The organism is Kitasatospora sp. NPDC096204, from assembly GCF_044763205.1.
GTDB lineage: Bacteria > Actinomycetota > Actinomycetes > Streptomycetales > Streptomycetaceae > Kitasatospora.
The window spans coordinates 1-24,996 of the sequence record NZ_JBIWFT010000017.1 but is presented as its reverse complement, the minus strand read 5'-3'; the positions used below and the strand labels follow the sequence as shown (position 1 = coordinate 24,996).

Annotated in this window: 20 protein-coding genes; 6 read left to right on the top strand and 14 right to left on the bottom strand. The window is 73.6% G+C overall.

Translation table 11 applies throughout. From position 1 onward, the window contains the following. Positions 1–190: 190 nt before the first annotated feature. Positions 191–928 carry a lysoplasmalogenase gene (locus ACIQ87_RS20065; RefSeq protein WP_402408338.1) on the top strand — a complete coding sequence of 246 codons (738 nt, stop codon included), beginning with the start codon at positions 191–193 and terminating at the stop codon, positions 926–928. 148 nt (positions 929–1,076) lie between these two features. Here the strand turns inward: ACIQ87_RS20065 and ACIQ87_RS20060 are convergent, their stop codons facing one another. From ACIQ87_RS20060 to ACIQ87_RS20030, 7 genes are all read right to left on the bottom strand, one after another. Further along, entirely contained in the window at positions 1,077–1,664 is a 588-nt protein-coding gene (locus tag ACIQ87_RS20060; protein ID WP_402408335.1) for a hypothetical protein, read from the bottom strand. 214 nt (positions 1,665–1,878) lie between these two features. Then, the gene (locus tag ACIQ87_RS20055) at positions 1,879–2,682 is read right to left on the bottom strand and encodes an exodeoxyribonuclease III (protein WP_402408332.1); all 804 of its coding nucleotides are present in this window, start codon (positions 2,680–2,682) and stop codon (positions 1,879–1,881) included. 149 nt (positions 2,683–2,831) lie between these two features. After that, positions 2,832–4,622, bottom strand: a complete 1,791-nt coding sequence (gene ggt / locus ACIQ87_RS20050; RefSeq protein ID WP_402408330.1) for a gamma-glutamyltransferase — start codon at positions 4,620–4,622, stop codon at positions 2,832–2,834. 274 nt (positions 4,623–4,896) lie between these two features. After that, a complete protein-coding gene (locus ACIQ87_RS20045; protein ID WP_402408327.1) occupies positions 4,897–6,003 on the bottom strand; it encodes an ROK family glucokinase in 1,107 nt (368 codons plus the stop codon). Then, a complete protein-coding gene (locus tag ACIQ87_RS20040) occupies positions 6,000–6,926 on the bottom strand; it encodes an ATP-binding cassette domain-containing protein (protein WP_402408324.1) in 927 nt (308 codons plus the stop codon). Before ACIQ87_RS20040 ends, ACIQ87_RS20045 begins: the two co-directional genes overlap by 4 nt. After that, positions 6,923–7,969 carry an ABC transporter permease gene (locus ACIQ87_RS20035; protein ID WP_402408321.1) on the bottom strand — a complete coding sequence of 349 codons (1,047 nt, stop codon included), beginning with the start codon at positions 7,967–7,969 and terminating at the stop codon, positions 6,923–6,925. The genes ACIQ87_RS20040 and ACIQ87_RS20035 overlap by 4 nt, the downstream gene beginning before the upstream one ends. Beyond that, entirely contained in the window at positions 7,966–8,985 is a 1,020-nt protein-coding gene (locus ACIQ87_RS20030; RefSeq protein ID WP_402408318.1) for a substrate-binding domain-containing protein, read from the bottom strand. Before ACIQ87_RS20030 ends, ACIQ87_RS20035 begins: the two co-directional genes overlap by 4 nt. Before the next feature lie 312 nt (positions 8,986–9,297). On the opposite strand from ACIQ87_RS20030, the gene ACIQ87_RS20025 reads away from it, so the two are divergent. Continuing rightward, positions 9,298–10,434, top strand: a complete 1,137-nt coding sequence (locus ACIQ87_RS20025) for an alpha/beta hydrolase (RefSeq protein WP_402408316.1) — start codon at positions 9,298–9,300, stop codon at positions 10,432–10,434. 87 nt (positions 10,435–10,521) lie between these two features. Here ACIQ87_RS20025 and ACIQ87_RS20020 read toward each other — a convergent pair whose 3' ends face one another. Then, positions 10,522–12,201, bottom strand: coding sequence for a PucR family transcriptional regulator (locus ACIQ87_RS20020; protein WP_402408313.1), 1,680 nt, complete (start codon positions 12,199–12,201; stop codon positions 10,522–10,524). Between the two features lie 298 nt (positions 12,202–12,499). Between ACIQ87_RS20020 and ACIQ87_RS20015 the strand changes: the two genes are divergently transcribed. The 4 genes from ACIQ87_RS20015 to ACIQ87_RS20000 all read left to right on the top strand — a co-directional run bounded on the left by ACIQ87_RS20015 (position 12,500) and on the right by ACIQ87_RS20000 (position 17,875). Continuing rightward, entirely contained in the window at positions 12,500–13,387 is an 888-nt protein-coding gene (locus ACIQ87_RS20015) for an FAD binding domain-containing protein (RefSeq protein WP_402408310.1), read from the top strand. After that, positions 13,384–13,875 (top strand): (2Fe-2S)-binding protein, encoded by a 492-nt coding sequence (locus ACIQ87_RS20010; protein ID WP_402408308.1) that lies wholly within the window; start codon positions 13,384–13,386, stop codon positions 13,873–13,875. The genes ACIQ87_RS20015 and ACIQ87_RS20010 overlap by 4 nt, the downstream gene beginning before the upstream one ends. Continuing rightward, positions 13,872–16,325, top strand: a complete 2,454-nt coding sequence (gene pucD, locus ACIQ87_RS20005) for a xanthine dehydrogenase subunit D (protein ID WP_402408306.1) — start codon at positions 13,872–13,874, stop codon at positions 16,323–16,325. The genes ACIQ87_RS20010 and pucD overlap by 4 nt, the downstream gene beginning before the upstream one ends. 317 nt (positions 16,326–16,642) lie before the next feature. Continuing rightward, on the top strand, positions 16,643–17,875 hold the full coding sequence (locus ACIQ87_RS20000) for an XdhC family protein (RefSeq protein ID WP_402408303.1): 1,233 nt from the start codon (positions 16,643–16,645) through the stop codon (positions 17,873–17,875). A 52-nt stretch (positions 17,876–17,927) separates the two neighbouring features. Here the strand turns inward: ACIQ87_RS20000 and ACIQ87_RS19995 are convergent, their stop codons facing one another. The 6 genes from ACIQ87_RS19995 to ACIQ87_RS19970 form a co-directional block, all read right to left on the bottom strand. Continuing rightward, the gene (locus ACIQ87_RS19995) at positions 17,928–18,548 is read right to left on the bottom strand and encodes a LysE family translocator (protein WP_392922023.1); all 621 of its coding nucleotides are present in this window, start codon (positions 18,546–18,548) and stop codon (positions 17,928–17,930) included. A gap of 73 nt (positions 18,549–18,621) precedes the next feature. Next, complete coding sequence (locus ACIQ87_RS19990; protein WP_402408301.1) at positions 18,622–20,397, bottom strand: SDR family oxidoreductase; 1,776 nt, start codon at positions 20,395–20,397, stop codon at positions 18,622–18,624. Next, entirely contained in the window at positions 20,394–21,362 is a 969-nt protein-coding gene (locus tag ACIQ87_RS19985; RefSeq protein WP_402408298.1) for a M24 family metallopeptidase, read from the bottom strand. Before ACIQ87_RS19985 ends, ACIQ87_RS19990 begins: the two co-directional genes overlap by 4 nt. Before the next feature lie 15 nt (positions 21,363–21,377). Continuing rightward, positions 21,378–22,466: a PDR/VanB family oxidoreductase gene (locus tag ACIQ87_RS19980; RefSeq protein WP_402408295.1), complete on the bottom strand. Its 1,089-nt coding sequence runs from the start codon at positions 22,464–22,466 to the stop codon at positions 21,378–21,380. Between the two features lie 152 nt (positions 22,467–22,618). Further along, entirely contained in the window at positions 22,619–23,536 is a 918-nt protein-coding gene (locus ACIQ87_RS19975; RefSeq protein WP_402408292.1) for a metal-dependent hydrolase, read from the bottom strand. 208 nt (positions 23,537–23,744) lie between these two features. Beyond that, a complete protein-coding gene (locus ACIQ87_RS19970; RefSeq protein WP_402408290.1) occupies positions 23,745–24,524 on the bottom strand; it encodes an IclR family transcriptional regulator in 780 nt (259 codons plus the stop codon). Positions 24,525–24,996: the final 472 nt, after the last annotated feature.

The window sequence follows — 24,996 nt, the reverse complement described above, 5'->3', positions numbered from 1 at the left end:
GAGGGCAGCAACCGCCCTCCTGAGGAACTCTCCGCAAGAGCCCTCGAAGCGGGCGCCCGCGCTCCGCTATCCGACCGCCCCGTCATCCGCCGCGCCCGGCGGGGGTTACGCACGGGTAACCGGCTCTTCCGCCGCCGGTCCGGCTCCTCTAGGGTCGGTCCGAAGCAGCGGATCACCGAGAGGCGCACGCATGACTGTCCGTACCACCGACCGCGCCGGCCTCGGGGCACGCCTGCGCTCGGCCACCGGCCTGCTGGGCGGCTTCGCGGCCACCTCGGCGGCGCACCTGGGCGCGATCGTCTCCGGTGCCTCGGTGCTCCAGAACGCCACCAAGCCGGCCCTGATGCCGCTGCTGGCCGCGCACAGCGTGACGGCGGCCGCGAAGGCCGGCCGGGAGGCACCGAAGCTGCTGGCGCCGGCGCTGCTGCTGAGCGCGGGCGGGGACGTGCTGCTCCAGCTGAAGAACGACCCCGCGTTCCTCGCGGGCATGGGCTCGTTCGCGGCGGCGCACGTCTGCTACGTGACGATGTTCGTCCAGCGCGGCGCGCTCGGTGACCGCCGCCGGGCCCTGGTGGTCGCGGCCGCGTACGCGACGGCCTGGGTGACCCTGGTCGGGCAGCTCTGGCCGGACCTCGGAGACCTGCGCGTGCCGGTGGCCGGCTACAGCCTGCTGCTCGCCTCGACGGCCGTCACCTCGGCCGGGCTGGGCTGGCGGACCGGGCTGGGCGGGGCGCTGTTCCTGCTCTCCGACACGCTGATCGCCACCCAGCTGGCGAAGTGGCGGGAGCTGCCGGGCCATCAGTTCTGGATCATGGCGACCTATGTGCTGGCCCAGTACCTGCTGGCGGACGGCACCCTCCGGCACCAGGAGCGGCTCCACCGCGAGGCCGGTGAGGCCGGCGAAGGCGCCGGGCCGCAGACCGTCTGACCGCCGGACCCCCCTGACTGCCGGATCGCCTGACCGCCGGGTCGTCGGATCACCTGACCGCCCGGCCCCGACATGCCGCCGCGCCGCCGGTCCTCAGGGGTTCCGGCGGCGCGACACGGGGACGCGCCCTCGGGCGCGGGGCGAGGCCTCAGGCACCGCGCCTCCGCAGCAGCCAGAAGCCGCCGACGCCGCCCGCGACCAGCGCGAGGCCGCCGGCCAGTTCCGCCGGGTTCGCCGTGACCGAGCCGCCGAGGCCGGTCTGCACGGAGCCGTGCGGGGCGACCTGCCGGCTGTCGGCGCCGGACTGCCCGAGCGAGCCGGCCCACTCCCCCGCGGCCTCGCCCCACTCGCCGAGGCTCCTGTCGGGGGTGGTGGAGGTCACGGTGGCGACCTTGACGGTGGTGGCGAAGGCCCCGCCGTCCGGGCAGGTGCCGTCGACCCTGCTGTCCCCGGCGTGCTGGCCGGCCAGCCGGGCGGAGCCGCTGTGCTTGCCGTCGGGGCCCAGGGTGAGGGTCGCCGGGCCGCCTTCGAAGGCGGCGGAGCGGGCGGTGATGGTCTTGGCGTCGGGCTTGTCCGACTTCTCGCAGGAGACCGTGACCGTCACGGTCTGGCCCGGTGCGGCCTGGGACGGGCTGACCGAGGCGGAGCCGTCCCTGGCGGATGCGAGGGGGGCCGTCAGACCGGCCAGCGCCGTCGCGCCGATCAGGGCGGCGGCGGCCGTACGCATGGGGCGCATGCCGGAACCTCCGGGATTCTCGGGCGCGGCCGGGGACTCCCATGTCCACGTGGTCGAACAACCGCACCCGGTCATTCACCGACGGTAGGGACCCGCCTCACGCCCGGCCAGCGCTCACACCCGTTCGGGTTACGGCCCGTTACCCACTGTGACGTCGGTCATGGCACCGCCGTGCCCACTGTCGTGCTCACCGCCGTGCCGGCCGCCGGCCGGATCAGAGGTCGAGGTCCACCACGACCGGCGCGTGGTCCGAGGTTCCCTTGCCCTTGCGGGCCTCGCGGTCCACGTAGCTGTCGGTGACGGCGTCGGCGAAGGGCTTGTTGGCGTAGGTGAGGTCGATCCGCATGCCCCGGTTCTTGGGGAAGGCCAGCTGGCGGTAGTCCCAGTAGGTGTAGGGGCGGTCGTACTTGAGCGGGCGGGGCAGCACGTCCTGGAGGCCGATCTCGCCGAGGGCCGCGAGCGCGGCGCGCTCGACCGGGGTGACGTGGGTGAGGCCCTCGAAGGCGGCGATGTCGAAGACGTCCTCGTCGGCCGGGGCGATGTTGAAGTCCCCGAGGACGGCGAACGGGCGGGAGCCGGCGGCGTCCTCAGCGGCGGCCTTGCGCAGCGCCTCCAGCCACTCCAGCTTGTACCGGTAGTGCGCGTGGCCGACCTCGCGGCCGTTGGGCACGTAGACCGACCAGACCCGGACCGGGCCGCAGGTGGCGGCGATGGCGCGCGGCTCGACCTCGGGCAGCAGGGCGCCGTCGGCGAGGTAGCCCGGCTGGTCGGGCAGGCCGCGCACGACGTCCTCCAGGCCGAGCCGGGAGACGATCGCGACGCCGTTCCAGCGGCCGGTGCCGTGCGCGGCCGTCTCGTAGCCGAGCTCGCGGACCGCCTCGTACGGGAAGGCGTCGGCCGCGCACTTGAGCTCCTGGAGGCAGAGCACGTCGGGCTTGGCGCTCTCCAGCCACTCCAGGAGCTTGGGCAGCCGCGCGGTGACGGAGTTGATGTTCCAGGTGGCGATGCGGACGGTCACGGCGGGCGGCCTTCCCGGTGGTTCGGTGCGGACGGGTGTGCGACGGGTGTGCGGACGGGCATGACGAACGGGCATGACGGACGGGGTGGGCCTCCCCTCACGGGAGGCCCACCCCGAACATACCGCCCGGCACCGACAGGCCGGTCCGATCAGCGTGCGGGCCGGACCACCGCGGCCGAGCCGCCGCCGCGCCGCACCGGTTCCGCGGCGGCCACCCAGCGGCCGTCCGGCAACCGTTCCACACCGGTGGCGGCGCCGATCTCACCGCCGTTGACGAAGCGGTGCCCGAGGCCCTCCAGCGCAGCCCGTTCGGGCAGGGCCAGGAAGCCGGGCTCGGCCTGGGTCGCGGCGCTGTTGCGCTGGCTGGCGCGCGGCGCGGCGATGGCCTGTTCCAGGCTCAGGCCCCGGTCGAGCCGCCCGAGCAGCACCTGGAGGGTGGTGGTGATGATGGTCGCGCCGCCCGGGCTGCCGGTGGCGAGCAGCGGCTCGCCGTCGCGCAGCACGATCGTCGGGGACATCGAGGAGCGCGGCCGCTTGCCCGGGCCCGGCAGGTTGGGGTCGGGGACGCCCGGGGCGAGCGGGGTGAAGTCGAAGTCGGTCAGCTCGTTGTTGAGCAGGAAGCCCCGGCCGGGGACGGTGATGCCGCTGCCGCCGGTCTGCTCGATGGTGAGCGTGTAGGAGACGATGTTGCCCCAGCGGTCGGCGACCGTCAGGTGGGTGGTGTTGGGGCCCTCGTACGGCTCGGGGAGGGCCTGGCCGGTGTCGGCGCAGGGCGCGGGGTGGCGCGGGTCGCCGGGGGCGAGCGGGCTGGTGAGCGCGTGGTCCGGGCTGATCAGGCAGGCCCGGGCGGCGGCGTGGCGCTCGGAGAGCAGCTGCCTGGTGGGGACGTCGGTGAAGGCCGGGTCGCCGACCCAGCGGTTGCGGTCGGCGAAGGAGATACGGGAGGCCTCCAGGAAGTGGTGGTAGTACTGGGTGCTGCTGTACGCCGAGACGTCGCCGCCGTCCTCGAGGATGTTGAGCGCCTCGCCGACGGTGGTGCCGCCGGAGCTGGACGGGGCCATCGCGTAGACGTCGTAGGCGCCGTGGGAGACGTGGGTGGGCGCCTGGTCGCGGACCCGGTAGTCGGCGAGGTCGGTGGTGTCGACCTTGCCGGGGCGGGCGTTGCGGCCGGCGGCCGGGTCGACCGGCGGGTGCTGCACGGTGTCGGCGATGTCCCGGGCCAACTCGCCCTGGTAGAAGGCCTTGACGCCATCCTTGGCGAGCAGCCGGTAGGTGGCGGCGAGGTCGGGGTTGCGCAGCACGCTGCCGGTCTCGGGGGGCTTGCCGTTCGGCAGGTAGAGCTTGGCGGTGGCCGGGAAGTCCTTGAACCGGGCGTAGTTGTCGGCGGTCTGGTTGCGGAAGGTGTCGTCCACGACGAAGCCGTTGTCGGCGATCCGCTCGGCCGGTTCGAGGTTCCGGGCGAGCGAGCGGGTGCCCCAGTGCCGCAGCGCGGCGTCCCAGGTGGCGGGGGTGCCGGGGACCCCGACGGACAGACCGCTGGTGACGGCGTCGGCGAAGGCCAGGGGTTTGCCGTCCTCCAGGAAGAGGCCGCTGTCGGCGGTGCGGCCGGCGGTCTCGCGGCCGTCGATGGTGTGCACCCGGCCGGTGGCGTGGTCGTAGTAGACGAAGTACCCGCCGCCGCCGATGCCGGAGGAGTACGGCTCGGTGACCCCGAGGGCCGCGGCGGCGGCGACGGCCGCGTCCACCGCGTTGCCGCCGTTGCGCAGCACCTCGATGCCGGCGGCGGTGGCGTCGGCGTCGACGGTGGCCACCGCCCCGCCCCAGCCCACCGCCTCCGGTGCCTTCGACGGCGGGGCCGCGGCGCCGGCCGGTCCGACGCCGGACCAGACCAGCGCGGTGGTGAGTAACAGAGACGGCGCGAGACGGGCCAGAGCTCTCATGCGAGTCCTCCTGAGTCGACGTCAACTCATCAGTTGTTCCACAGGAGGCATGATCCGACAACCACACCGCGCCGATACCAATGGGTAGTTGACGGATCGGCGGGGCGGGTCCGGCGGAGGCGGAACGGCAACAGCCGACAGGTTTCAGATGACGGAAAACGAAATCTGTCATCTGAAATCTGTCGGCTGCCTGTTGTCGGCTGTCGGCCGTTCGTCGTCAGCTGTCCGTCGTCAGCCGTTCGCCGTCAGCTGGCCGCCGTCAGCGGCTCCCCCGCTACAGCGCGCTGCGCTCCACCCGCCGCCGCTTGATCGTGCGGAAGCGCCGCGCCACCTGCCGGGCCAGGTCGGCCGCGCCGACCAGGCCGGCCTCGTTGCCGAGGGCGGCGTGCACGATGGCGGCCTCCGGGCGGAAGCCCCGTCCGGTGAGGGTGCGGCGGAAGGTGTCCCGGGCCGGGCCGAGCAGCAGGTCGCCCGCCTCGGAGACCCCGCCGCCGATCACGAAGCGGCCCGGGTCCAACGCGGCGGCCAGGTTGGCGATGCCGACGCCGAGCCAGGTGCCGACCTCGTAGAGCAGCTCGGTCGCGGTCGGGTCGCCGTCCTGGGCGGCCTCGGTGACCAGCGGCCCGGTGATGCCCTCGACCGTGCCGCCGGCCCGGGCCAGCAGCGGCTGCACCACCGGCGACTCCTCGGCGACCAGTTCGCGCGCGTCGCGCACCAGCGCGTTGCCGGAGGAGTACTGCTCCCAGCAGCCCCGGTTGCCGCACGGGCAGCGGTGGCCGCCGGGCAGCACCTGCATGTGCCCGAACTCGCCCGCCAGGCCGTACTTGCCGCGGTCCACGTAGCCGTCCCGGACCACCGCACCGCCGATGCCGGTGCCCAGGGTCAGCATCACCATGTGGTCCTCGCCGCGGCCGGCGCCGAAGCGCCACTCGGCCCAGGCGGCCGCGTTGGCGTCGTTCTCCACGATCACCGGGAACCGCAGCCGCTCGCTGAGCGCCTCCTGGAGCGGCTCGTTGCGCCAGTTGAGGTGCGGGGCGAACAGCACCTTGGAGCGGTCGGCGTCGACCCAGCCGGCCGCGCCGATGCCGACGGCGTGGACGTCGTGCCGGTCGGCGAGCTGGAGCACCAGCTCGACGATGACGTCCTCGACGACCTTGGGACTCTTGCTCTTGTGCGGCGTGTCCGTGCGCAGCTTCTCCAGCACCTTGCCCTCGCCGTCCACCACCCCGGCGACCACCTTGGTGCCGCCGATGTCGACGCCGATGGTGGGCAGTCGCAGTATCCCGGCGGGCAGGGCTCGGCGGCGGCGCTCGGCGCGCGGGCCGAGGCCGAGCAGGGTGGGCAGGACGGGCGGCCGGGTGCTGCCTTGGGCGCTGGTCACAGCTGCGGACGCTCCTCACGGGGGTCGGACGGATCGGAGTCGGAGTCTCCGGAGTCGGAAGGATCGGAGTCGGAGGGCCCGGCGACGGAAGGCCCGGCGACGGAAGGCCTGGCCAGCTCGTGCGAGAGCTCGGCGAGGTCGGAGCCGCCGGCCATCTCGGTGGTGAGCTGTTCGAGGCTGATCTCGGCCCGCGGGTGGCTGCCCGCCATCCGGCCCCGCTTGAGCAGCGTGAAGTGGTCGCCGACCAGGTACGCGTGGTGCGGGTTGTGGGTGATCAGCACGACCCCGAGTCCGGCGTCGCGGGCGGCGGTGACGTACTTGAGCACCACCCCGGACTGCTTGACGCCGAGCGCGGCGGTGGGCTCGTCCAGGATCAGCACCCTGGCGCCGAAGTGCACCGCGCGGGCGATCGCCACGCACTGGCGCTGTCCGCCGGAGAGGGTGCCGATCGGCCGGTCGACGTCGTGGAGGTCGATGCCCATCCTGGCGAGCGCCTCGCGGGTGGTGGCGCGCATCCCGTCGGCGTCCAGCCGCAGGCCGCCCCAGCGGCGCATGCCCTGCTCGGAGCCGAGGAAGAAGTTGCGCCAGACCGGCATCAGCGGGACGACCGCGAGGTCCTGGTAGACCGTGGCGATGCCGCGGTCCAGGGCCTGGCGCGGGGAGTCGAAGCGGACCTCCTCGCCACCGACGGTCAGGGTGCCCTCGTCGTGCTGGTGCAGCCCCGAGATGATCTTGATCAGGGTGGACTTGCCGGCCCCGTTGTCGCCGAGCACGCAGCTGATCTCGCCGGACCGCAGGGTCAGCGAGACGTCCTGCAGCGCCCGGACGGTGCCGTAGCTCTTGCCCACGCCGGCCAGGGAGAGCAGCTCGTCCCCGATGGAGGCCGTGGAGGCCGTGGAGGCCGCCGAAACGTCCTTGCTCATCGCGGCCCCCGCTCGGCCCGGCGCTTGACGTAGGCGTTCAGCAGCGCGGCCAGCAGCAGCATCGCACCGAGGAAGAACTTGAACCAGTCCGGGTTCCACTGGGCGTAGATGATCCCCTTGCTGGCCATGCCGAAGATCAGCGCGCCGAGCGCGGAGCCGACCACCGAGCCGTAGCCGCCGGTGATCAGGCAGCCGCCGATGACGGCCGCGACGATGTAGATCAGCTCGTTGCCGACGCCCTCGCCGGACTGCACGGTGTCGAAGGAGAACAGCAGGTGCTGGCCGAGCACCCAGGCGCCGAAGCCGACGCCCAGGTAGAGCAGGGTCTTCGTCCGGGCGACCGGCACGCCGACCGCGCGGGCCGCGTCCGCGTCGCCGCCGACCGCGAAGATCCAGTTGCCGAAGCGGGTGCGCAGCAGCACCCAGCTGCCGACCACGAGCAGGCCGAGCCACCACCAGACGGTGGCCTTGATCGCCAGTCCGCCGATGGTGACCTCGGAGGCGAACAGCCACCGGCAGGAGGCGAAGCCCTCCATGTCGGCGATCGACTTGGTGGAGACGGTGCCGGAGATCGCCTTGGTGACGCCCAGGTTGGCGCCGGTCAGCATCAGGAAGGTGCCGAGCGTGACGATGAAGCTGGGCAGCCTGGTGCGGCCGAGCATCCAGCCGTTGAACCAGCCGATGGCGAGCGTGGTCGCCAGCGAGACCAGCACACCGACCCAGGTCACGGCGGTGAGCTGGTACGAGACCATCGAGGAGGTCAGCGCGGCGGTGGTGACCAGCACGCCGGCCGAGAGGTCGAACTCGCCCCCGATCATCAGCAGCGAGACCGGCACGGCCATGATCCCGATGGTGGAGGCCGCGTACAGCACGGTGCCCATCGAGGAGACCCGCAGGAAGGGTTCGGCGACGGCGGCGAAGACCGCGAAGACCGCGACGGCGGCGATCAGCGAGCCGAGCTCGGGGCGGGCGAGGAGCCGCCGCAGGGCCGCCGGGCGGTCGTCGAGCAGGCCGTCCCGGGCGAGGAGGTCGGGGGTGCTCACCTGGTCCCCCTCGCGACGTACTCGGCGAGCGCGTCGGCGTTGTCCTTGGTCAGGATCTGCGGGCCGGTCTCGACGGGCTTGCCGCCGCCGAGCATGTTCAGGTTGTACTTGTACAGCCAGATCAGGTCGACGCCCGTGTAGCCCTGGAGGTAGGGCTGCTGGTCGACGGCGAAGCCGACGCTGCCGGACTTCAGCCCGGACACCACCTGGGTGCCCAGGTCGAAGGTGTCCAGCTCGACGCCGCGGTGGGCGTCCTGGATGGCCTGGAGGCCGGTGGCGGCCATCGGGCCGGAGAGGGTGAGCACGGTGTCGATGGACGGGTCGGCCTGGAGCTTGGCGGAGATCGCGGCCCGGGCGTCGGGCATGTCGACGCCGTTGACGTAGAGCACCTGGAACGATCCGCCGGCCTTGGACTGGGCGCCGGAGCAGCGCTGCTCCTGGCCGACGTTGCCCTGCTCGTGGATCACGCAGAGGGTGTTCTTGCGGCCGCGCGAGGCCAGCTCGGCGCCGGCCGCCTGGCCGGCGGTGGACTCGTCCTGGCCGACGTGGGTCAGCGCGCCGAACTTCTGCGAGAACTCCTGACCGGAGTTGATCGTGATCACGGGGATGCCGGCGGCCTTGGCCTTGCCGAGGACGCCGGCCATGGCGTCGCCCTTGGCGAGGGTGACCAGCAGGCCGTCGACCTTCTGGTCGATGGCGGCCTGGACGAGCTGGACCTGGTTCTGGGTCTGCGCGTCGTTGGAGTACAGGAAGGTGATGTTGTCCTTGGCGGCGGCCTGCTCGGCGCCCTTGCGCACAGTGTCCCAGAAGGCGTCGCCGGCTCCGGCGTGGGTCACCATGGCGACCTTCCAACGCGGGGTGGTGACGGCGCTGCCGCCGGTGGCCGCGGCCTTGGCGCGGGCCTCCTCGGCGCGTCTGCCTCCGGTACTGCTGCAACCGGCCGCGGTGACCGCGAGTGCCAGAACGGCGCACACGGGCCAGAAGCGGCGGGACGGGCGAAAGCGGGTGATGCTCATCCCCATAGTCTCCCTGCCCCGGCCACGCGCGATCGCACCGCCTCGCCCGGCAGCTCGAACGGCCTGGGAGGTAAGGTGCCCCCGGGGGACCTTTCCTGGTAGTTCGCTGAGCACGTGGTCCGGACGGCGTCCGTTCGGGTGGCAGACTTAGGCGCCGATCCGAAGGGGGTTCATCACGAGAACGTGATGTTCCTCTCAGGTTCCGCACAGATTCGGACGGCAACCGATCATCGGTCCATCGCCGTCTGATGCCATTGACGTGCGTCCGGGCGAGTGGGGCCCGGGCGGCGTGCGACCCGGATACGAGAATCGATGGAACTGACAGGTACGCCATTCTTCCTCCTCACCGTCATCCTGGTGCCGGTCTCCATCGCGGTGGCGCTGCTGTTCTGGGGGAAGGTCGGCGGCCCCAAGCCGATGCGGTACCTGACCCGGATCGTCATGATCATGTTCTGCCAGGTCACGGCCGTCCTGATGGTCTTCGTGATGGTCAACAACGCCAACCTGATCTACGGCAACTGGGACGACCTGCTCGGCACCGGTGACCACGTCCGCGCGGTGCCCGTGGTGGCGCCGGTCGACCCGGCCGCCGCGGCCGCGCCCGGCCAGAGCGCCGCCGACGCCGCCAAGGAGCCGCCGAAGGTCAAGCAGAGCTTCGGCGGCGTGAACGACCCGCTCGTCCCCAATGACGTGCAGAAGACCGAGCTCAAGGGGCAGGTGTCCGGCGTCGACGGCGAGGTGCTGGTCTGGCTGCCGCCGCAGTACAACGACCCGGCGTTCAAGGACAAGAAGTTCCCCGTGGTCGAGCTGATCCCGGGCTACCCCGGCTCCTCCTCCACCTGGTACGGCACCCTCAAGGTCTCCGACCAGCTCAAGCCGCTGATGCAGCAGGGCAAGGTCGCCCCGTTCATCCTGGTCTCGCCCCGCACGAAGCTGCTGAACAACCAGGACGCGGGCTGCACCGACATCCCCGGCAAGATCAACGCCGACGCCTGGATCACCCGCGACGTCCCGCAGATGGTGCTGGACAACTTCCGCGCCGACCCGTCCGCGGACCGCTGGGCGATCGCCGGCTACTCGGCCGGCGCCCACTGCGCGGCCAAGCTGTCGCTGGCCCACCCCAACCGGTACCGGGCCGCCATCGCGATGTCCGGCTACAACGACCCGGCCCAGGAGCCGGACTCCCTCGTCGGCAAGGACGCCAAGCTGCGCGAGGCCAACAACCCGGTCAACATCCTGAAGACCGCCGCGCAGCCGCCGAAGGTCGCCCTGCTGGTCAGCGGTTCCAAGGGGGACGGCTTCGAGGACGGCGAGGCGATCCGCGCCGCGGCCAAGGCCCCGACCACCGTCCAGGTCGAGGAGGGCTCCGGCCCGCACACCACCGAGCAGTGGAAGAAGATGGTCCCGTCCGCCTTCCAGTGGCTGACGTCCGTCATCCCGGTGCAGTGACGGACCGGCAGTAGCGAACCGTACGGGCAGGGCCCGCCGCGACCGTGGTCGCGGCGGGCCCTGTCGCACGTCCGGGCGGGTGCGGCGTCAGGCCAGCTCCAGGGCCAGGTAGAAGTCCACCCGGTCCTCCAGCCGGGAGAGATCACGCCCGGTCAGCTCCTCGATCCGGCCGATCCGGTACCGCAGGGTGTTCACGTGGACGTGCAGCTGCGCGGCGCAGCGGGTCCAGGAGCCGTCCGAGCGCAGGAAGGCCTCCAGGGTGCGGACCAGGTCCGCCTGGTGCTCCGTGTCGTACGCGATCACCTTGTCCAGCAGCCGGCCGCGGAAGGCGCGGCGCACCTCGTCCGGGACGGCGGCCAGCAGCAGGACGTGCGAGGCGAGCTCCTCGGGGCCCGCGACGCAGACCCGGCCGGTCCGGGAGGCGGCGATCCGGCGGGCGTGCCGGGCCTCCTCCAGGGCGCCGCGCAGGCCGCCGGCCCCGGAGGCGGGGGCGGAGACGCCGAGGGTGATCCGGTCGTCCGGGCCGAGCCCGGCCTCCAGCGGGGCGAGCAGTTCGCGCAGCGTGTCGGCGGGCACCGGGCCGTCCAGGGCGGGGAGCACCACCACGGCGCCGGTGCCCGTTCCGGCGATCAGGGCGCGGTCGTCGGTGCCGCCGAGGGCCTCCTCCAGCACCGCCCGTACGGTGCCCTCCGGCAGGCCGGTGCCCTCGGCGCTGAGCACCAGCCAGGAGTCGTCCCGCGCCGGGGACTTGCGCCCGGGGGCCTCGTAGCGGGCGGCCATCGCCGAGGAGGCGTACAGGCTGCGGCTGATCTCGGCCGGGTCGGCGTCGCGGCGCAGCAGGGCGAGCACCTCGTCGGCGAGGCGGCGGCGCAGCCGGCGGCCCTCGTCGCGGCGGTGGCGCTCGGCGGCGACCAGGCGGGCGAGGTTCTCGGCGAGTTGCTGGCGCTTGGTGGCCCACTCGGTGACGTCGCCGGCGACCACGAGCACCCAGTCGGCCAGCGGGCAGTCGGCCGGCGGCGCGTCGGGCTCGGCGGAGGCGGGAACGGAGGCGGTAGCCGGGGCGGGAGCGGGGGTGGGAGCGGGGGTGGGCTCCGAGCCGGGGACCGGGGCCGGGGCGGGCAGCAGCGAGTAGGAGCCGGCCGCCAGCCGGGCCCGGTGCGGGGGGCGGCGGCGCTGGCGCTGGGCGGCGAGGTGGGTGCGGACCAGCTGGTCGCGGTCCTGGGCGGGGAGCCGGTCGGCGGGGCCGGCGATCACCGTGCCGGTCGGGGTGAGCACCCAGCAGTCCAGGTCGAGGTCGCCGCCGAGCAGGTCCAGCACCGCGTCCAGTCCGCCGCCGCCGGCCGCCGAGACCAGCAGGCGGTGCCGGTCGACCAGGGCGGCGAGGTCGGCCGCGCGGTCGGCGGAGAGCTGGCGGCCGACGAACTCGGTGACGGTGCCGAAGGCGACGTCGTCGGCGACGACGAGCAGCGGCATCCGGTGCCGGCGGCAGGCCTCGACCAGGTCCTCGGGCACCGGCCCGACCTCGGCCTGGCCGGCCGCGAGGGCGACCGCGCCGCCGGCCGCGAGGGTGCGGACGAAGCGCTCGGAGTCGGCCGGGACGGTGCGCCAGAGCATGCCGGTGAGCACCAGTTCGCCGCCGTGCAGGTAGCGGCCCGGGTCCTGGAGGTCCGTCGTCATCACACCGCTGACCTGCCGGTCCAGCTCTTCCTCGGCCGCGAGCAGGCGCAGTCCCGGGGCGCCGGGGGCGAGCAGGTCACGGACGCGCATCCGCGGACTCCTTAACGGGGCTTGGGGGGAGGAACGAAGGGGTAACGATAGGGCCTGGCCGTACGGGCGTGTGCGGGTCCGTAGCCCTCGCGTCACGGCCGGGATTACGGTCGTAGGTAGCACCCGGCGAACACCTGGGCTGCGGGATTCCCCTGCTTAGAGGAACGTACAGGATGCCGGGCGGGCTCACAGCCGGGGCTTCATGCCATCGGTGACTGCCAGTGGGCCGCGTCACAGCGGTTCACTGGGCGACAGGCCGCCGGACACCCGGCGGGCGACGACGTGAGGAGACACCCGCATGGAGTTCCTTCGGCCCGCCACCTGGGACGAGGCACTCGCGGCGAAGGCCGAGCAGCCGACCGCGCTGCCCCTGTCGGGCGGCACGGACGTCATGGTCGAGCTGAACTTCGACATGCACCGGCCGTCCGCGATCCTCGACCTGAACCGCATCGCCGAACTCACCTCGTGGTCCGAGGACGGCGGCGTCGTCCGGCTGGGCGCCGCCGTCCCGTACGCCCGGGTCATCGCGGAGCTGTCCGGCCCGCTGCCCGGGCTGGCGCTGGCGGCCCGCACCGTCGGCTCGCCGCAGATCCGCAACCGCGGCAGCGTCGGCGGCAACCTCGGCGCGGCCTCCCCGGCCGGCGACTCGCACCCGGCGCTGCTGGCGGCCGGGCGGGACGTGTTCGTCGAGGCGGCGTCGGTGCGCGGCACCCGGATGATCCCGATCGACGACTTCTACACCGGGGTGAAGCGCAACTGCCTGGCGGCCGACGAGCTGATCCGGGCCGTGCACGTCCCGGTGGCGGACGGGCCGCAGCAGTTCTCGAAGATCGGCACCCGCAACGCCATGGTGATCGCGGTCTGCGCGTTCGGCTTGGCCCTGCACCCGCGCGACGGCACCGTCGGCACCGGCATCGGTTCGGCCGCCCCCACGCCGCGCCGCGCCGTCGAGGCCGAGGAGTACCTCCGGGGCGTGCTGGCCGAGCGGGGCCTGTGGGAGTCGGGGGAGCCGCTGGGCGCCGAGGTGGTCCGGCGCTTCGGCGAGCTGGTGAAGGCCGCGGCCTCGCCGATCGACGACGTCCGGGGCACCGCCGACTACCGCCGGCACGCGCTCGCCGTGATGGCCCGCCGCACCCTCACCTGGACCTGGAACGACTACGGCAAGCAGATCAGGAGCGCGGCATGAGGGTCACGTTCACCGCCAACGGCAAGCCGGTCGAGGCCGACGACGTGTGGGAGGGCGAGAGCCTGCTGTACGTGCTGCGCGAGCGGGTCGGCCTGCCGGGCTCGAAGAACGCCTGCGAGCAGGGCGAGTGCGGCTCCTGCACCGTCTACCTCGACGGCGTCCCGGTCTGCTCCTGCCTGGTGGCGGCCGGACAGGTGCAGGACCGCGACGTGCGCACGGTCGAGGGCCTGAGCGGGCAGGACGGCGAACTGGGCCTGGTGCAGCAGGCGTTCGTCGACGCCGGCGCCGTCCAGTGCGGCTTCTGCACCCCCGGGCTGCTGGTGCAGACCGACGCGCTGCTGGCGGACGACCCGCGGCCGAGCGACGACGACATCCGCGAAGCGCTGTCCGGCAACCTGTGCCGCTGCACGGGCTACGAGAAGATCATGGACGCGGTGCGGCTGGCCTCGGCCCGCATGGGCGGCGCGGGGAAGGCCGGTGCGCGATGAGCGGTGCGGCGAGCGGTGGCTCGGGCGGTGCGGCGAGCGGTGGCTCGGGCGGTACGGCGGGCGGTGTCACCACGAGCGGTGTGACAAGCGGGCGGACGATCCAGGGGCAGAAGAACCTCCGGGGCATCGACCAGGCGTCCAAGGACGGCATCGGCGGCTCGCCGCTGCGCCCGGATGGCAACCTGAAGGTCCGGGGCGAGTTCGCCTACTCCTCCGACCTCTGGCACGAGGACATGCTGTGGGGCACGGCGCTGCGCTCGCCGCACCCCCGGGCGAACATCCTCTCGGTGGACCTCTCCGAGGCGCTCAAGGTGCCCGGGGTGTACGCGGTGCTGACCCACGAGGACATCCCCGGCACCAAGTACTACGGTCTGGACGTCCAGGACCAGCCGGCCCTGGCGATCGACCGGATCCGCTACCACGGCGAGCCCGTCGCGCTGGTCGCGGCCGACCACCCGGAGACGGCCCGGCGCGCGGTGCGGAAGATCGCGGTCGAGTACGAGGTGCTCACCCCGATCGTCACCGAGGAGCAGTGCCTCGACCCGGAGACGTACGGGTACGTGCACGAGCCGCACGCGTACAAGTCCCATGCGCACGGCAACATCTGCCACGAGCAGCGGCTGGTCTCCGGCCGCGGCGTGACCGACGAGGTGCGGGCACTCGCGGACGTGATCGTCAGCGGCGACTACGAGGTCGGCATGCAGGACCAGGCCTTCCTCGGCCCGGAGTCCGGCCTCGCGGTGCCCGCCGAGGACGGCGGCATCGACCTCTACGTCGCCACCCAGTGGCTGCACGCGGACCGCCGGCAGATGGCTCCGGTGCTCGGCCTGCCGGAGGAGAAGGTCCGGCTCACCCTGGCCGGCGTCGGCGGCGCGTTCGGCGGCCGCGAGGACCTGTCGATGCAGATCCACGCCTGCCTGCTGGCCCAGCGCACCGGCAAGCCGGTCAAGATCGTCTACTCCCGGGACGAGTCCTTCTTCGGCCACGTGCACCGCCACCCCGCGCGGATGCACTACGAACACGGCGCCACCCGGGACGGCAAGTTGGTCTTCGCCGACTGCCGGATCGTGCTGGACGGCGGCGCCTACGCGTCCACCTCCCCCGCCGTGGTCGGCAACGCGGCCTCGCTCGGGCACGGCCCGTACGTGATCCCGAACGTACGGATGCACGCCCTCGCGCTGTACAGCAACAACCCGTCCTGCGGGGCGATGCGCGGCTTCGGCGCGGTGCAGGCGGCGTTCGGCTACGAGTCGCAGATGGACAGGCTGGCCGCCGAACTGGGCATGGACCCGGTGGAGTTGCGGCAGATCAACGCCGTCTCGCAGGGCGACTCCATGCCCACCGGGCAGCGGATCGACGCGCCCGCCCCGGTCGCCGAACTGCTGCGCCGGGCCAAGGAGATGCCGCTTCCGCCGCCGCTGGACACCGAGCGCCCCGACCTGCGCCGGCTGCCCGGCGGGCTGTCCAACACCTCGCACGGCGAGGGGATCGTACGCGGCATCGGCTACTCGGTCGGCATCAAGAACGTCGGCTTCTCCGAGGGGTTCGACGACTACTCCACCGCCCGGGTGCGGCTGGAGGTGATCGGCGGCGAGCCGGTCGCCCTGGTGCACACCGCGGCGGCCGAGGTCGGCCAGGGCGGCGTCACCGTGCACGCCCAGATCGCCCGCACCGAGCTGGGCGTCGAGCACGTCACCATCCACCCGGCCGACACCTCGGTGGGGTCGGCCGGCTCGACCTCCGCCTCGCGCCAGACGTACATGACCGGCGGCGCGGTGAAGCTCGCCGCCGAGGCGGTGCGCCGGGAACTGCTGGACCGGGGCCGCCGGCGCTACGGCTGGACCCACGACGACCTGGTGCTGGCCGGCGGCAAGGTGGTGTCGAGGAGCGCCGGCGTGCTGGTCCCCGTCGTCGACCTGCTCGGTGACGAGGCCGTCGAGGAGACCCGCGTGCACCGCCACCGGCCCACGCAGCCCTTCGACAAGGAGACCGGCCAGGGCTTCGGCCACGTCCAGTACTCCTTCTGCGCCAACCGCGCGGTGGTGGACGTGGACGTGGAGCTGGGCCTGGTCAAGGTGGTCGAACTCACCGCCGTCCAGGACGTCGGCAAGGCGCTCAACCCGCTCTCCGTGGTCGGCCAGATCCAGGGCGGCTGCACCCAGGCACTGGGCCTCGCGGTGATGGAGGAGATCGTCCTGCGGGACGGCAAGGTGCGCAACGCCTCCTTCACCGACTACCTGATCCCCACCATCCTGGACACCCCGCCGATCCCCGTGGAACTGCTCGAACTGCCCGACCCCAACGCGCCGTACGGGCTGCGCGGGGTCGGCGAGGCGCCGACCGTCTCGGCGACGCCGTCCATCGTGGCCGCCATCCGAAACGCCACCGGGCTGGCCCTCAACCGGATCCCGGTGCGACCGGAGCACCTGACCACCGAGCGGCCGGGCTGAGCCCCGGGCCGGGGCGCCACGGGCGGCACGGCCTGGCGGTAGCGCCTCGGGCAACGCGGCCTGGCCGTAGCGCCGCGAGCAACACGGCCTGGCCGTAGCGCCGCGAGCAACACGGCCTGGCCGTAGCACCGCGAGCAACACGGCTTGGCCGTAGCACCGCGAGCAACACGGTCCCGGGCGACACGGCCCCGGGCGGTAGCACCCAGGGCGGCACCGCCCTGAGCAGCGGCTCTGGGCAGCACCGCTGCCGTACGGGATCGTTTCCCGTACGGCGGCGCCGCCCGCTACTGTCGAAACCGTGTAAGGAGCCTCACCCCATGCAGGACATCGCCGAGCAGCTGCTGGCCTGGCACGCGACCGGGCGCTCCTTCGCCGTGGCCACCGTGGTCGGCGTCTCCGGCAGCGCTCCGCGCGACCCCGGAGCCGCGCTGGCCGTGGACGCCGACGGCGAGGCGGTGGGCAGCGTCTCCGGCGGGTGCGTCGAGGGCGCCGTGTACGAGCTGTGCCAGGCCGCCATCGCGAGCGGCCGGCCGGCCCTGGAGCGCTTCGGGTACAGCGACGAGGACGCCTTCGCGGTGGGACTGACCTGCGGCGGCGTCCTGGACATCTTCGTCCAGCCGGTGGCGCCGGGGGCCGACGCGGGCCTGGACGCCGGGATCGCCCACGTCGCGGCGGGCACGCCGGTGGCGCTGGTGCGGGTGATCGCCGGGCCGGACGGGCTGGTCGGGGCCACCCTGGCGGTCACCGCCGACGGCGTCGCGGGCGCGCTCTCACCGGCCCCGTCGACGGTCGGCGGCCTGCAGCGGGCGGTCGTCGCGCAGGCCCGGGCGATGCTGGAGGCCGGACGCACCGGCCGGCTCGTGCTCGGCCTGGACGGACGCCCCTGCGACGACCACCGGCAGGACACCGTCACCTGCTTCGTCGAGTCGTACGTGCCCGCGCCGCGGATGCTGGTCTTCGGGGCGATCGACTTCGCGGCCGCGGTGGTGCGGATCGGCAAGTTCCTCGGCTACCACGTGACCGTCTGCGACGCCCGGCCGGTCTTCGCCACCACCCGTCGCTTCCCCGAGGCCGACGAGGTGGTGGTCGACTGGCCGCACCGCTACCTGGACTCCCAGCTCGACCGGATCGACGGGCGCACCGTGCTGTGCGTGCTCACCCACGACGCCAAGTTCGACATCCCGCTGCTGGAGCGCGCCCTGCGGCTGCCGGTCGGCTACGTCGGCGCGATGGGCTCGCGGCGCACCGACCGCGAACGCACGGCCCGGCTGCGCGAGGCGGGGCTCACCGAGGCCGAGCTGGCCCGGCTGCGCTCCCCGATCGGCCTGGACCTCGGCTCCCGCACCCCGGAGGAGACGGCGGTCTCGGTCGCCGCCGAGATCGTCGCCCACCGGCGCGGCGGCAGCTGCCTGCCGCTGAGCGCCTCGGACGGGCCGATCCACCACGACCTGCCCCGCCCGGAAGCGGACAGTGACGGGGGCTTCGGGGACCTCGGGGACCTCGGGGGCGCCACCGCGGGCGGCCCGGAGCGCCGTACTCACGCGGCCTGAACGGGGCCGAACGGGGGCGGAGCGGGGGCGGGGCCGAGCGGGGCGAGCGGGGTCAGTCGCTCAGTGCCAGCTTCACACCGAAGCCCACCACGACCGCGCCGGTCACCCGGTCCATCAGCCGTCGGGCGGCCGGCCGGCGCAACCAGCCGCGCAGCGCCTGGGCAAAGCCCACCAGGACCGTCGACCAGAGCAGGCCCTCCACGACGTGCACGCAGGTCAGCGCCACGCCGGCGGCGAAGTGCGGGGCCCCGGCCGGGATGAACTGCGGCAGCACGGCCACGTAGAAGACCCCGACCTTGGGGTTCAGCAGGTTGGTCAGCGTGCCCCGCCGCCAGCCGTGCGCGAACCCGCCGTCCTCCGGCTCCTCCTCGGCCGCCGCCTCGCCGCCCCGGTTGCGCAGCATCCCGATGCCCATCCACACCAGGTACGCCGCACCGGCCCAGCGCAGGATCTCGTACCCCACCTGCGAGGCGGTCAGCAGCGCCGTCACCCCGGCCGAGGTCAGCGTCCCCCAGAGCAGCGTCCCGGTCTGGATCCCCAGCACGACCCCCCACGCCTGCCGGCGCCGCCCCAGCGCCGAGGTCCGCAGGATCAGCGCGGTGTCGAGACCGGGGGTGAGTGTCAGCAGCCCCACGACGAGGGCGAAGGACCACAGGGCCGTTGTCATCTCCATGGGCCTCGATGCTCTCACAGCCCCGGGCGGCCACCGCGGCCCACCCGGGGCGGGGTCCACCCGCGAAGCCGGGTCAGGTGACGTTGAGGCGGGCGGCGAGGCGCAGGAGGCCGGGGCTGAGGCGGGAGAGGAAGCGGGCGGCCTTGGCCTCGGGGGTGACGGGGACGACGGGGCGGCCGGTGCGGACGGCGGTGAGGATGGCGGTGGCGACCTTCTCCGGGGGGAAGCCGCGGCGGGCGTAGAGCTTGGCGGCGCGGGCCTGCTTGGCGGCCTGCTCGGTGGAGGTGGTGGCCGAGAAGGTGGAGGTGCGGGTGATGTTGGTGTTGACGATGCCGGGGCAGATGGTGGAGACGCCGATGCCGTGGGCGACGAACTCGGCGCGCAGGCAGTCGGAGAGCATGAACACCGCGGCCTTGCTGGTGGCGTAGGCGGTGAGCGCCTTGGAGGGCAGGTAGGCGGCGGCGGAGGAGACGTTGACGATGTGGCCGCCCTGGCCGCGGTCGGCCATCAGGGTTCCGAAGGCGCGGCAGCCGTGGATCACGCCCCAGAGGTTGACGTCCAGGACCCGCTGCCACTCCTTCTCGGTGGTCTGCAGGAACGTCCCGGAGTGCCCGATGCCCGCATTGTTGACCATGACGTCGGGCACGCCGTGCTCGGCGGCGACGGTCTGCGCGAAGGCGTCCATCGCGGCGCCGTCGGAGACGTCCACCCGGTAGGCGTGCGCCTTCGCACCGATCAGCGAGGCGAGTTCGGCGGTGCGCTCGGCGGCCGCGAGGTCGAGGTCGCAGACCACCACCCGGGCACCGTCCTCGGCGAAGGCGAGCGCGGTGGCCCGGCCGATGCCGCTGCCGCCGCCGGTGACCACGACCAGCCGGCCGTCGCCCTCGGCCCCTCGGGCCTGCCCCGCGTCGATGCGGGCGGTGAACTCGCGGACCATCCCGGCCACGGTGGCTCCCTTCTCCAGCAGCGCCGACCAGTGGCCGGCGTGCAGCGTGCTGCGGGTCAGTTCGGGTGCCCAGCGCTCCAGCCCCTCGGAGAGGTAGGTGCCGACGTACCGGTCCCGGGTGAGGGTGATCAGCTGGACCGGCACCTCGGTCGGCCGCTCGCGCGGACTGCCCAGGGTGGGACGGAAGTTGGCGCGGTACAGCTCGATGCCGCGGACCGCGTCGCGGCGCAGGCTGGGCTGCGGGTGGTCGGCGCGCGGGGTGACGTGCTCCAGGTCGCGCAGCACCCGCGGCCAGGCCCGGGCCAGGCCGAGGCGCCAGACGCCGGGGGCGAGGTAGGGCAGGTGGAAGGCGGTGATGTACCAGGAGTGCAGGCCCTGGTGCAGCAGCTGCTTGAGGTGGCGGGGGGTGGGGCGGCGCAGCCGGTGGCGCAGCCAGTAGCCCATGTGGTCCAGGCTGGGGCCGGACAGGGTGGTGTACGAGGCGATCCGGCGCTCGGCGCCGGGTGCGGTGACGGCCTCCCAGGACTGGATCGAGCCCCAGTCGTGGGCGACCAGGTGCACCGGGCGGTCCGGGCTGACGGCGTCGGCGACGGCGAACAGGTCCTCGGCGAGGTGCTCCAGGCGGTAGCCGGACCGGTCGGCGGGGGCGGCGGACTCGCCGGCGCCGCGCACGTCGTAGCGGACCACGTGGTGGTCGCGGGCGAGGTCGGCGGCGACGTCGTCCCAGACGGCGTGGGTGTCGGGGTAGCCGTGCACGAGGAGGACGGTGGGGGCGTCCGGGTCGCCCTGCTCGAAGACGGCGAGGGGGAGGCCACCGGAGTGGACGGTCCGGCGGCGCACGGGGGGCGCCGCCGGGGTCTGCGACGGGCGCTGCGACGGGCGGCGCTGCGACGGGCTCGTCATCGGGTGGCCTCCAGGGTGGTCGGCTCGGTGGCGGCGGTGCTCTCGGGGGCGGCGGCCTGCTCGGCGGCAGCGGTGTTCTCGGGGGCGGCGGCGTTCTCGGGGGCGGCGGTGTTCTGGGTGGCAGTCTGCCTGGTGGTCGTGGTCCAGCGGCGGACGTGCGGCAGGTCGTCGTCGAGCCAGTAGGCGTCGTCCTCGGTGACCACCAGCAGTTCCTCGAACTTGATGCCCACGCCCCGGAAGCCGATGTGCGGTTCGACCGCCCACAGGCCCGGGGTGGGCGCGTGCCGGGACGAGCGCCCGTCCGCCCAGAGCGGTGAACGCCCGTGCAGCCGCTCGGAGATCAGCTCACGGCCGAGGGTCTGGAGGGTGCGCACGCCGAAGCCGAAGACGTTCACCCCCGCGGGGCCGCGCGCGGTGTTGCGGGTGACCTGGTGGCCGATCACCCGGCCCGGGTACACCTGGTGGCGGTTGTCGTAGCCGTGCGCGGCGATCTGGGCGTCGACCGCGGCGTACACCTCGGAGAGCGGCTTGCGGGCCCGCACCTCCTCGAGGATCAGCTCGCGGTAGACCTCGAGGTCGGCGGCCAGGCGGTCCCAGACCCGGTTCTCGCCGACCTTGCCGCCGTAGCCGATGTCGGCGGTGTAGCCGTCCACCACGGGCGCGCAGTCCAGCACGTACGGCATGCCCTCCTCCAGCCGGCGGTTGCCGGCGAAGAACTGCAGCGGGGTGTGGAAGTGCCGGAACGCCGTCCGGTCGCCGAACCAGGCGAAGGGGACGTGGAAGAAGTCCTGCACCCCGGCCGCGACCAGGCGGCGGCGCAGCTCGGCGGTGGCCTGCCGCTCGGTGACGCCGGGTTCGATCCAGGCGGCGACCTGTTCGGCGCAGTGGTAGGCGAGCTGCTGGGTCTCGCGGAAGCGGGTGAGGTCGCGCTCGGTGTAGCGGAAGGCGGGGGTCGCTTTCGCCATGGTGAGGGGCTCCTTCTAGAGGTCCAGCACGAGGGTCTCGCCCTCGGCGGCCCGGGAGACGCAGGGCAGCAGGGCGCCGGCGGCACGCTGCTCGGGGGTGAGGCGGCGGTCCCGGTGGTCGGGCGAGCCGGCCAGCACGCGGACCTCGCAGGTGCCGCAGAAGCCCTGGTGGCAGGAGTACGGGAGGTCCGGGCGGGCCTCGCGCAACACGTCCAGGGCAGAGCGGTCGGCGGGGACGTCGAGGGCGGGGCCGTCGGCGCCGAGGCGAACGGTGAAGGGCTCGCCGTCGGTGATCGGGGCGGCGCCGAAGCGCTCGAAGTGCAGCGAGGCGGCCGGGGAGCCGTCCAGGGCGCGCTGCACGGCGGTGAGCATCGGGGCCGGGCCGCAGCAGTAGACGGCGGCACCGCGCGGGGCGTGGGCGAGCAGTTCGGCGCCGCTGGGGACGCCGCCGTGCTCGTCGTCGGTGCGCAGCACCACCCGGCGCGGATCGAGGGCGCGCAGCTCGTCCGTGTACGGGAGGGTGTCGGCGCTGCGGCCGACGTGCACCAGGCGCCAGTCCAGGCCGTGGCGCTGCGCCTCGCGGGCCATCGGGAGCAGCGGGGTGATGCCGATGCCGCCGGCCAGCAGGAGGACGGCGGGCTCGGCGCAGAAGGCGAAGCCGTTGCGGGGGCGGCGGGCGGTGAGCCGGGTGCCGGGGTGCAGGGCGTCGTGGACCTCGACGGACCCGCCACCGCCGTCGGGCAGCCGTCGGACGGCGATGCGGTAGGCGGTGCGGTCGGCCGGGTCGCCGCTGAGGGAGTAGTGGCGCTCGCGGCCGGAGGGCAGGACGAGGCGCAGGTGGGCGCCGGGCTGCCAGCCGGGCAGCGGGCCTCCGGAGGGGTCGGCGAGGGTCAGCTCGACGACGTCGGCGGCCAGTTGGCGGCGCTCGGCGACGACCAGGCCGAGCGCCGGGGTGGGGCGGCTGTGCGGGCGGCGGGGGTTGCGGCGCAGCAGCGGACCGCCGAGGGCCGGGGAGTAGCGGTCGCCGAAGGCGGTGAGCCAACGCATGAAGCCGTCGGCGCGGGGGCGGCCGTAGAGGTCGGGGGGCGGGGTGAGCAGGTCCATCCGGCGGGGTCCTTGGGTGGGAGCGGGGCGGCGGGCGGCGGGCGGCAACTGACAACTGACAACTGACAGGGTTCAGATGTCAGCGTTCAGCGTTCAGCGTTCAGATTTCAGCGAACAGATGACGTCATCTGTTCGCTGAAACCCGTCGGCCGTCAGCCGCGCCCGGCGGCCGCGCGGGCGGCCGGGGAGGTGGCGAGGTAGCCCAGCGCCTGGCTGGACGAGCCCTCCTGGGTCGGGTGGTAGCCCGGCCGCAGGTAGCGCAGCCCGGAGCGGATCGACCCGAACGGGTCCGGCAGCAGTCCGCGCTTGGCGATCCGGCCCGCCTCCCGCCAGGTGGGCTTGAGTCGCCCCTCCAGGGTGGGGTCGGCGGCGAGCAGGAAGCGGGCGCCGCGCACCCAGAGGTGGACCAGCAGCGGCCCCGAGATCACCATTCCGCGCACCCGGCGCAGGTAGCCCGGGTCCAGGTGGACCATCAGGTCGTAGGCGACGCTGCGGTGCTCGACCTCCTCCGCGCCGTGCCAGCGCAGCAGGTCCAGCATCGTCGGGTCGGCCTTGGCCCGGTCCAGGCCCGGGGAGTTGAGGGCCCAGTTGCCGAGGAAGGCGGTGAAGTGCTCGATCGCCGCGATGAAGGCGACCCGCTCGATGACGTTCTCCCGCTGCTGGGCCGCCGTCAGCCCCGGCTTGTCGCCGAGGACGCGCTGGAACAGCCAGGAGATCTGCCGGACGTACGGCCGCGGGTCGAGCCCCTGGCCGAGCAGGTGGTCCAGGACCTCCTGGTGCGCCTCGGCGTGGATGGCCTCCTGCCCGATGAATCCGAGGACCTCCTCGCGCAGTTGCTCGTCCCGGATGAGCGGCAGCGCCTCCTTGAACACCTTGACGAACCAGCGCTCGCCCTCGGGCAGCAGCAGGTGCAGCACGTTGATGACGTGGGTGGCCATCGGCTCGTCCGGGATCCAGTGCAGCGGCAGCTGGGCCCAGTCGAATCGGACGTCCCGGGGCTCCAGGACGAGGCTGTCGTGCACGCGCGCGGCGGGGGCGGCGAGGGCGGGGACGGGGGTGGAACGGGGCATGGCAGGCCCTCCTGACCTGGGGGCGGGCGGCTCGGCTCCAGGGAAACGTACTCGCGGGTAGCCGTGGGGACAAGGGTTTCGCCGACCCTTATCGACATCGAGTCTAATAAGTGATGTGCACCGGCCGACGTCACGGGAAACGCGGGAAGCCCCACCGGTTTCCCGGCAGGGCTTCCCCTGGCCCGCGTGCGCGACCGCCGACCCGCCGTCAGACCGCCATCGCCAGCATCAACGGCGCCGCCCGGGCCGCCAGCAGCTCGGCGGCGGCCTTCAGCTTGTGGATGTTGTCCGCCGGCATCGAGGTGGCCAGGCAGCCGACCGTGCTGCCCGCCGTGATCGGCACCGCCGCGCACACCGTGCCCAGCGCGTACTCCTGGATGTCGAGCACCGGCACCGTGGCCGGCTGCCGCTCCAGTCGGTGCATCAACTGGTCGGCGTCGGTGACGGTGCGGGAGGTGAGCCGGGCGACCGGGTGCCGGGAGAGGTGGTCGCGCCGGGCGTCCACGTCCAGCTGGCTGAGCAGGCACTTGCCGATCGCGCTGGCGTGCGCGGTCGCCTTGAAGTCCACCCACTCCTGCACGGCCGGGGCGTAGTCGGCGGCCGAGACCGCCTCCACCGACAACTCGCCGTCGTGGTACCGGCTGAAGTACACCGCGGCACCCAACTCGTCCCGGAGTTCCGCGAGTTTGCGGTTGAGCCTGGCCTTCACCAGCTGCTCCCGGTTGTGCTGACCGAGCAGGGCGAAGGTGCCGCCCAGCAGCCAACCCCCGTCCTGGCACTGGAGATAGCCCTCGACCTCCAGGATCTCGGCGAGCCGCCGCACGGTGGGAAGCCCGAGCGAGGTCTCCCGGGCGAGGGCCACCAGGGTGGCGCCGTCGGGGAGGCGGTCGACCGCCTCCAGCAGTCTGAGGGCGTGCTGGAGGGAGGTGAACGGGCCCGTCGGACCCTGGTCAAGCGCGGCGTGACGACCCGGGGCTGGTGTCGACATGTCGTCCCCTTCCGATGTCCCCCCACGGAGCGACCGCGGGCACGCACCAGCCTATCGACCCGGCGGCTCCGACGGCTGCCGTCCGTACATATCCGTGAACAATCCGTGTAGCCCCGCCTGCCGACCTGGGCGGACGCGAGGCTAGCCCCGTCCTTCGCACATAACGAGTTCGGATGATGTGGTGATGCGACCGGTACCTCGGTGGGGTGCCGGTCGTTGAGCCTGGCGTGCCGATATCTCGTTCACGTCGTTCCCGGGTGCACCGTCCACGCTTCGCTGTGGAGTTGACGCCCGTGGTGGAGAGGCGTCTGGGCGCTCTGCCCGCCTCTGCCGAGTTTCTGCGCCGGCTGGACGTGGCCGGGATCGTCGACGAGCTGTGCCCGATCCGCGAGGTCGCGCACCTCACGCACGGCCAGGTGATCGAGGTGCTGGTCGCCAACCGGCTGTCCGCCCCGGCGCCGCTGGTGCGGGT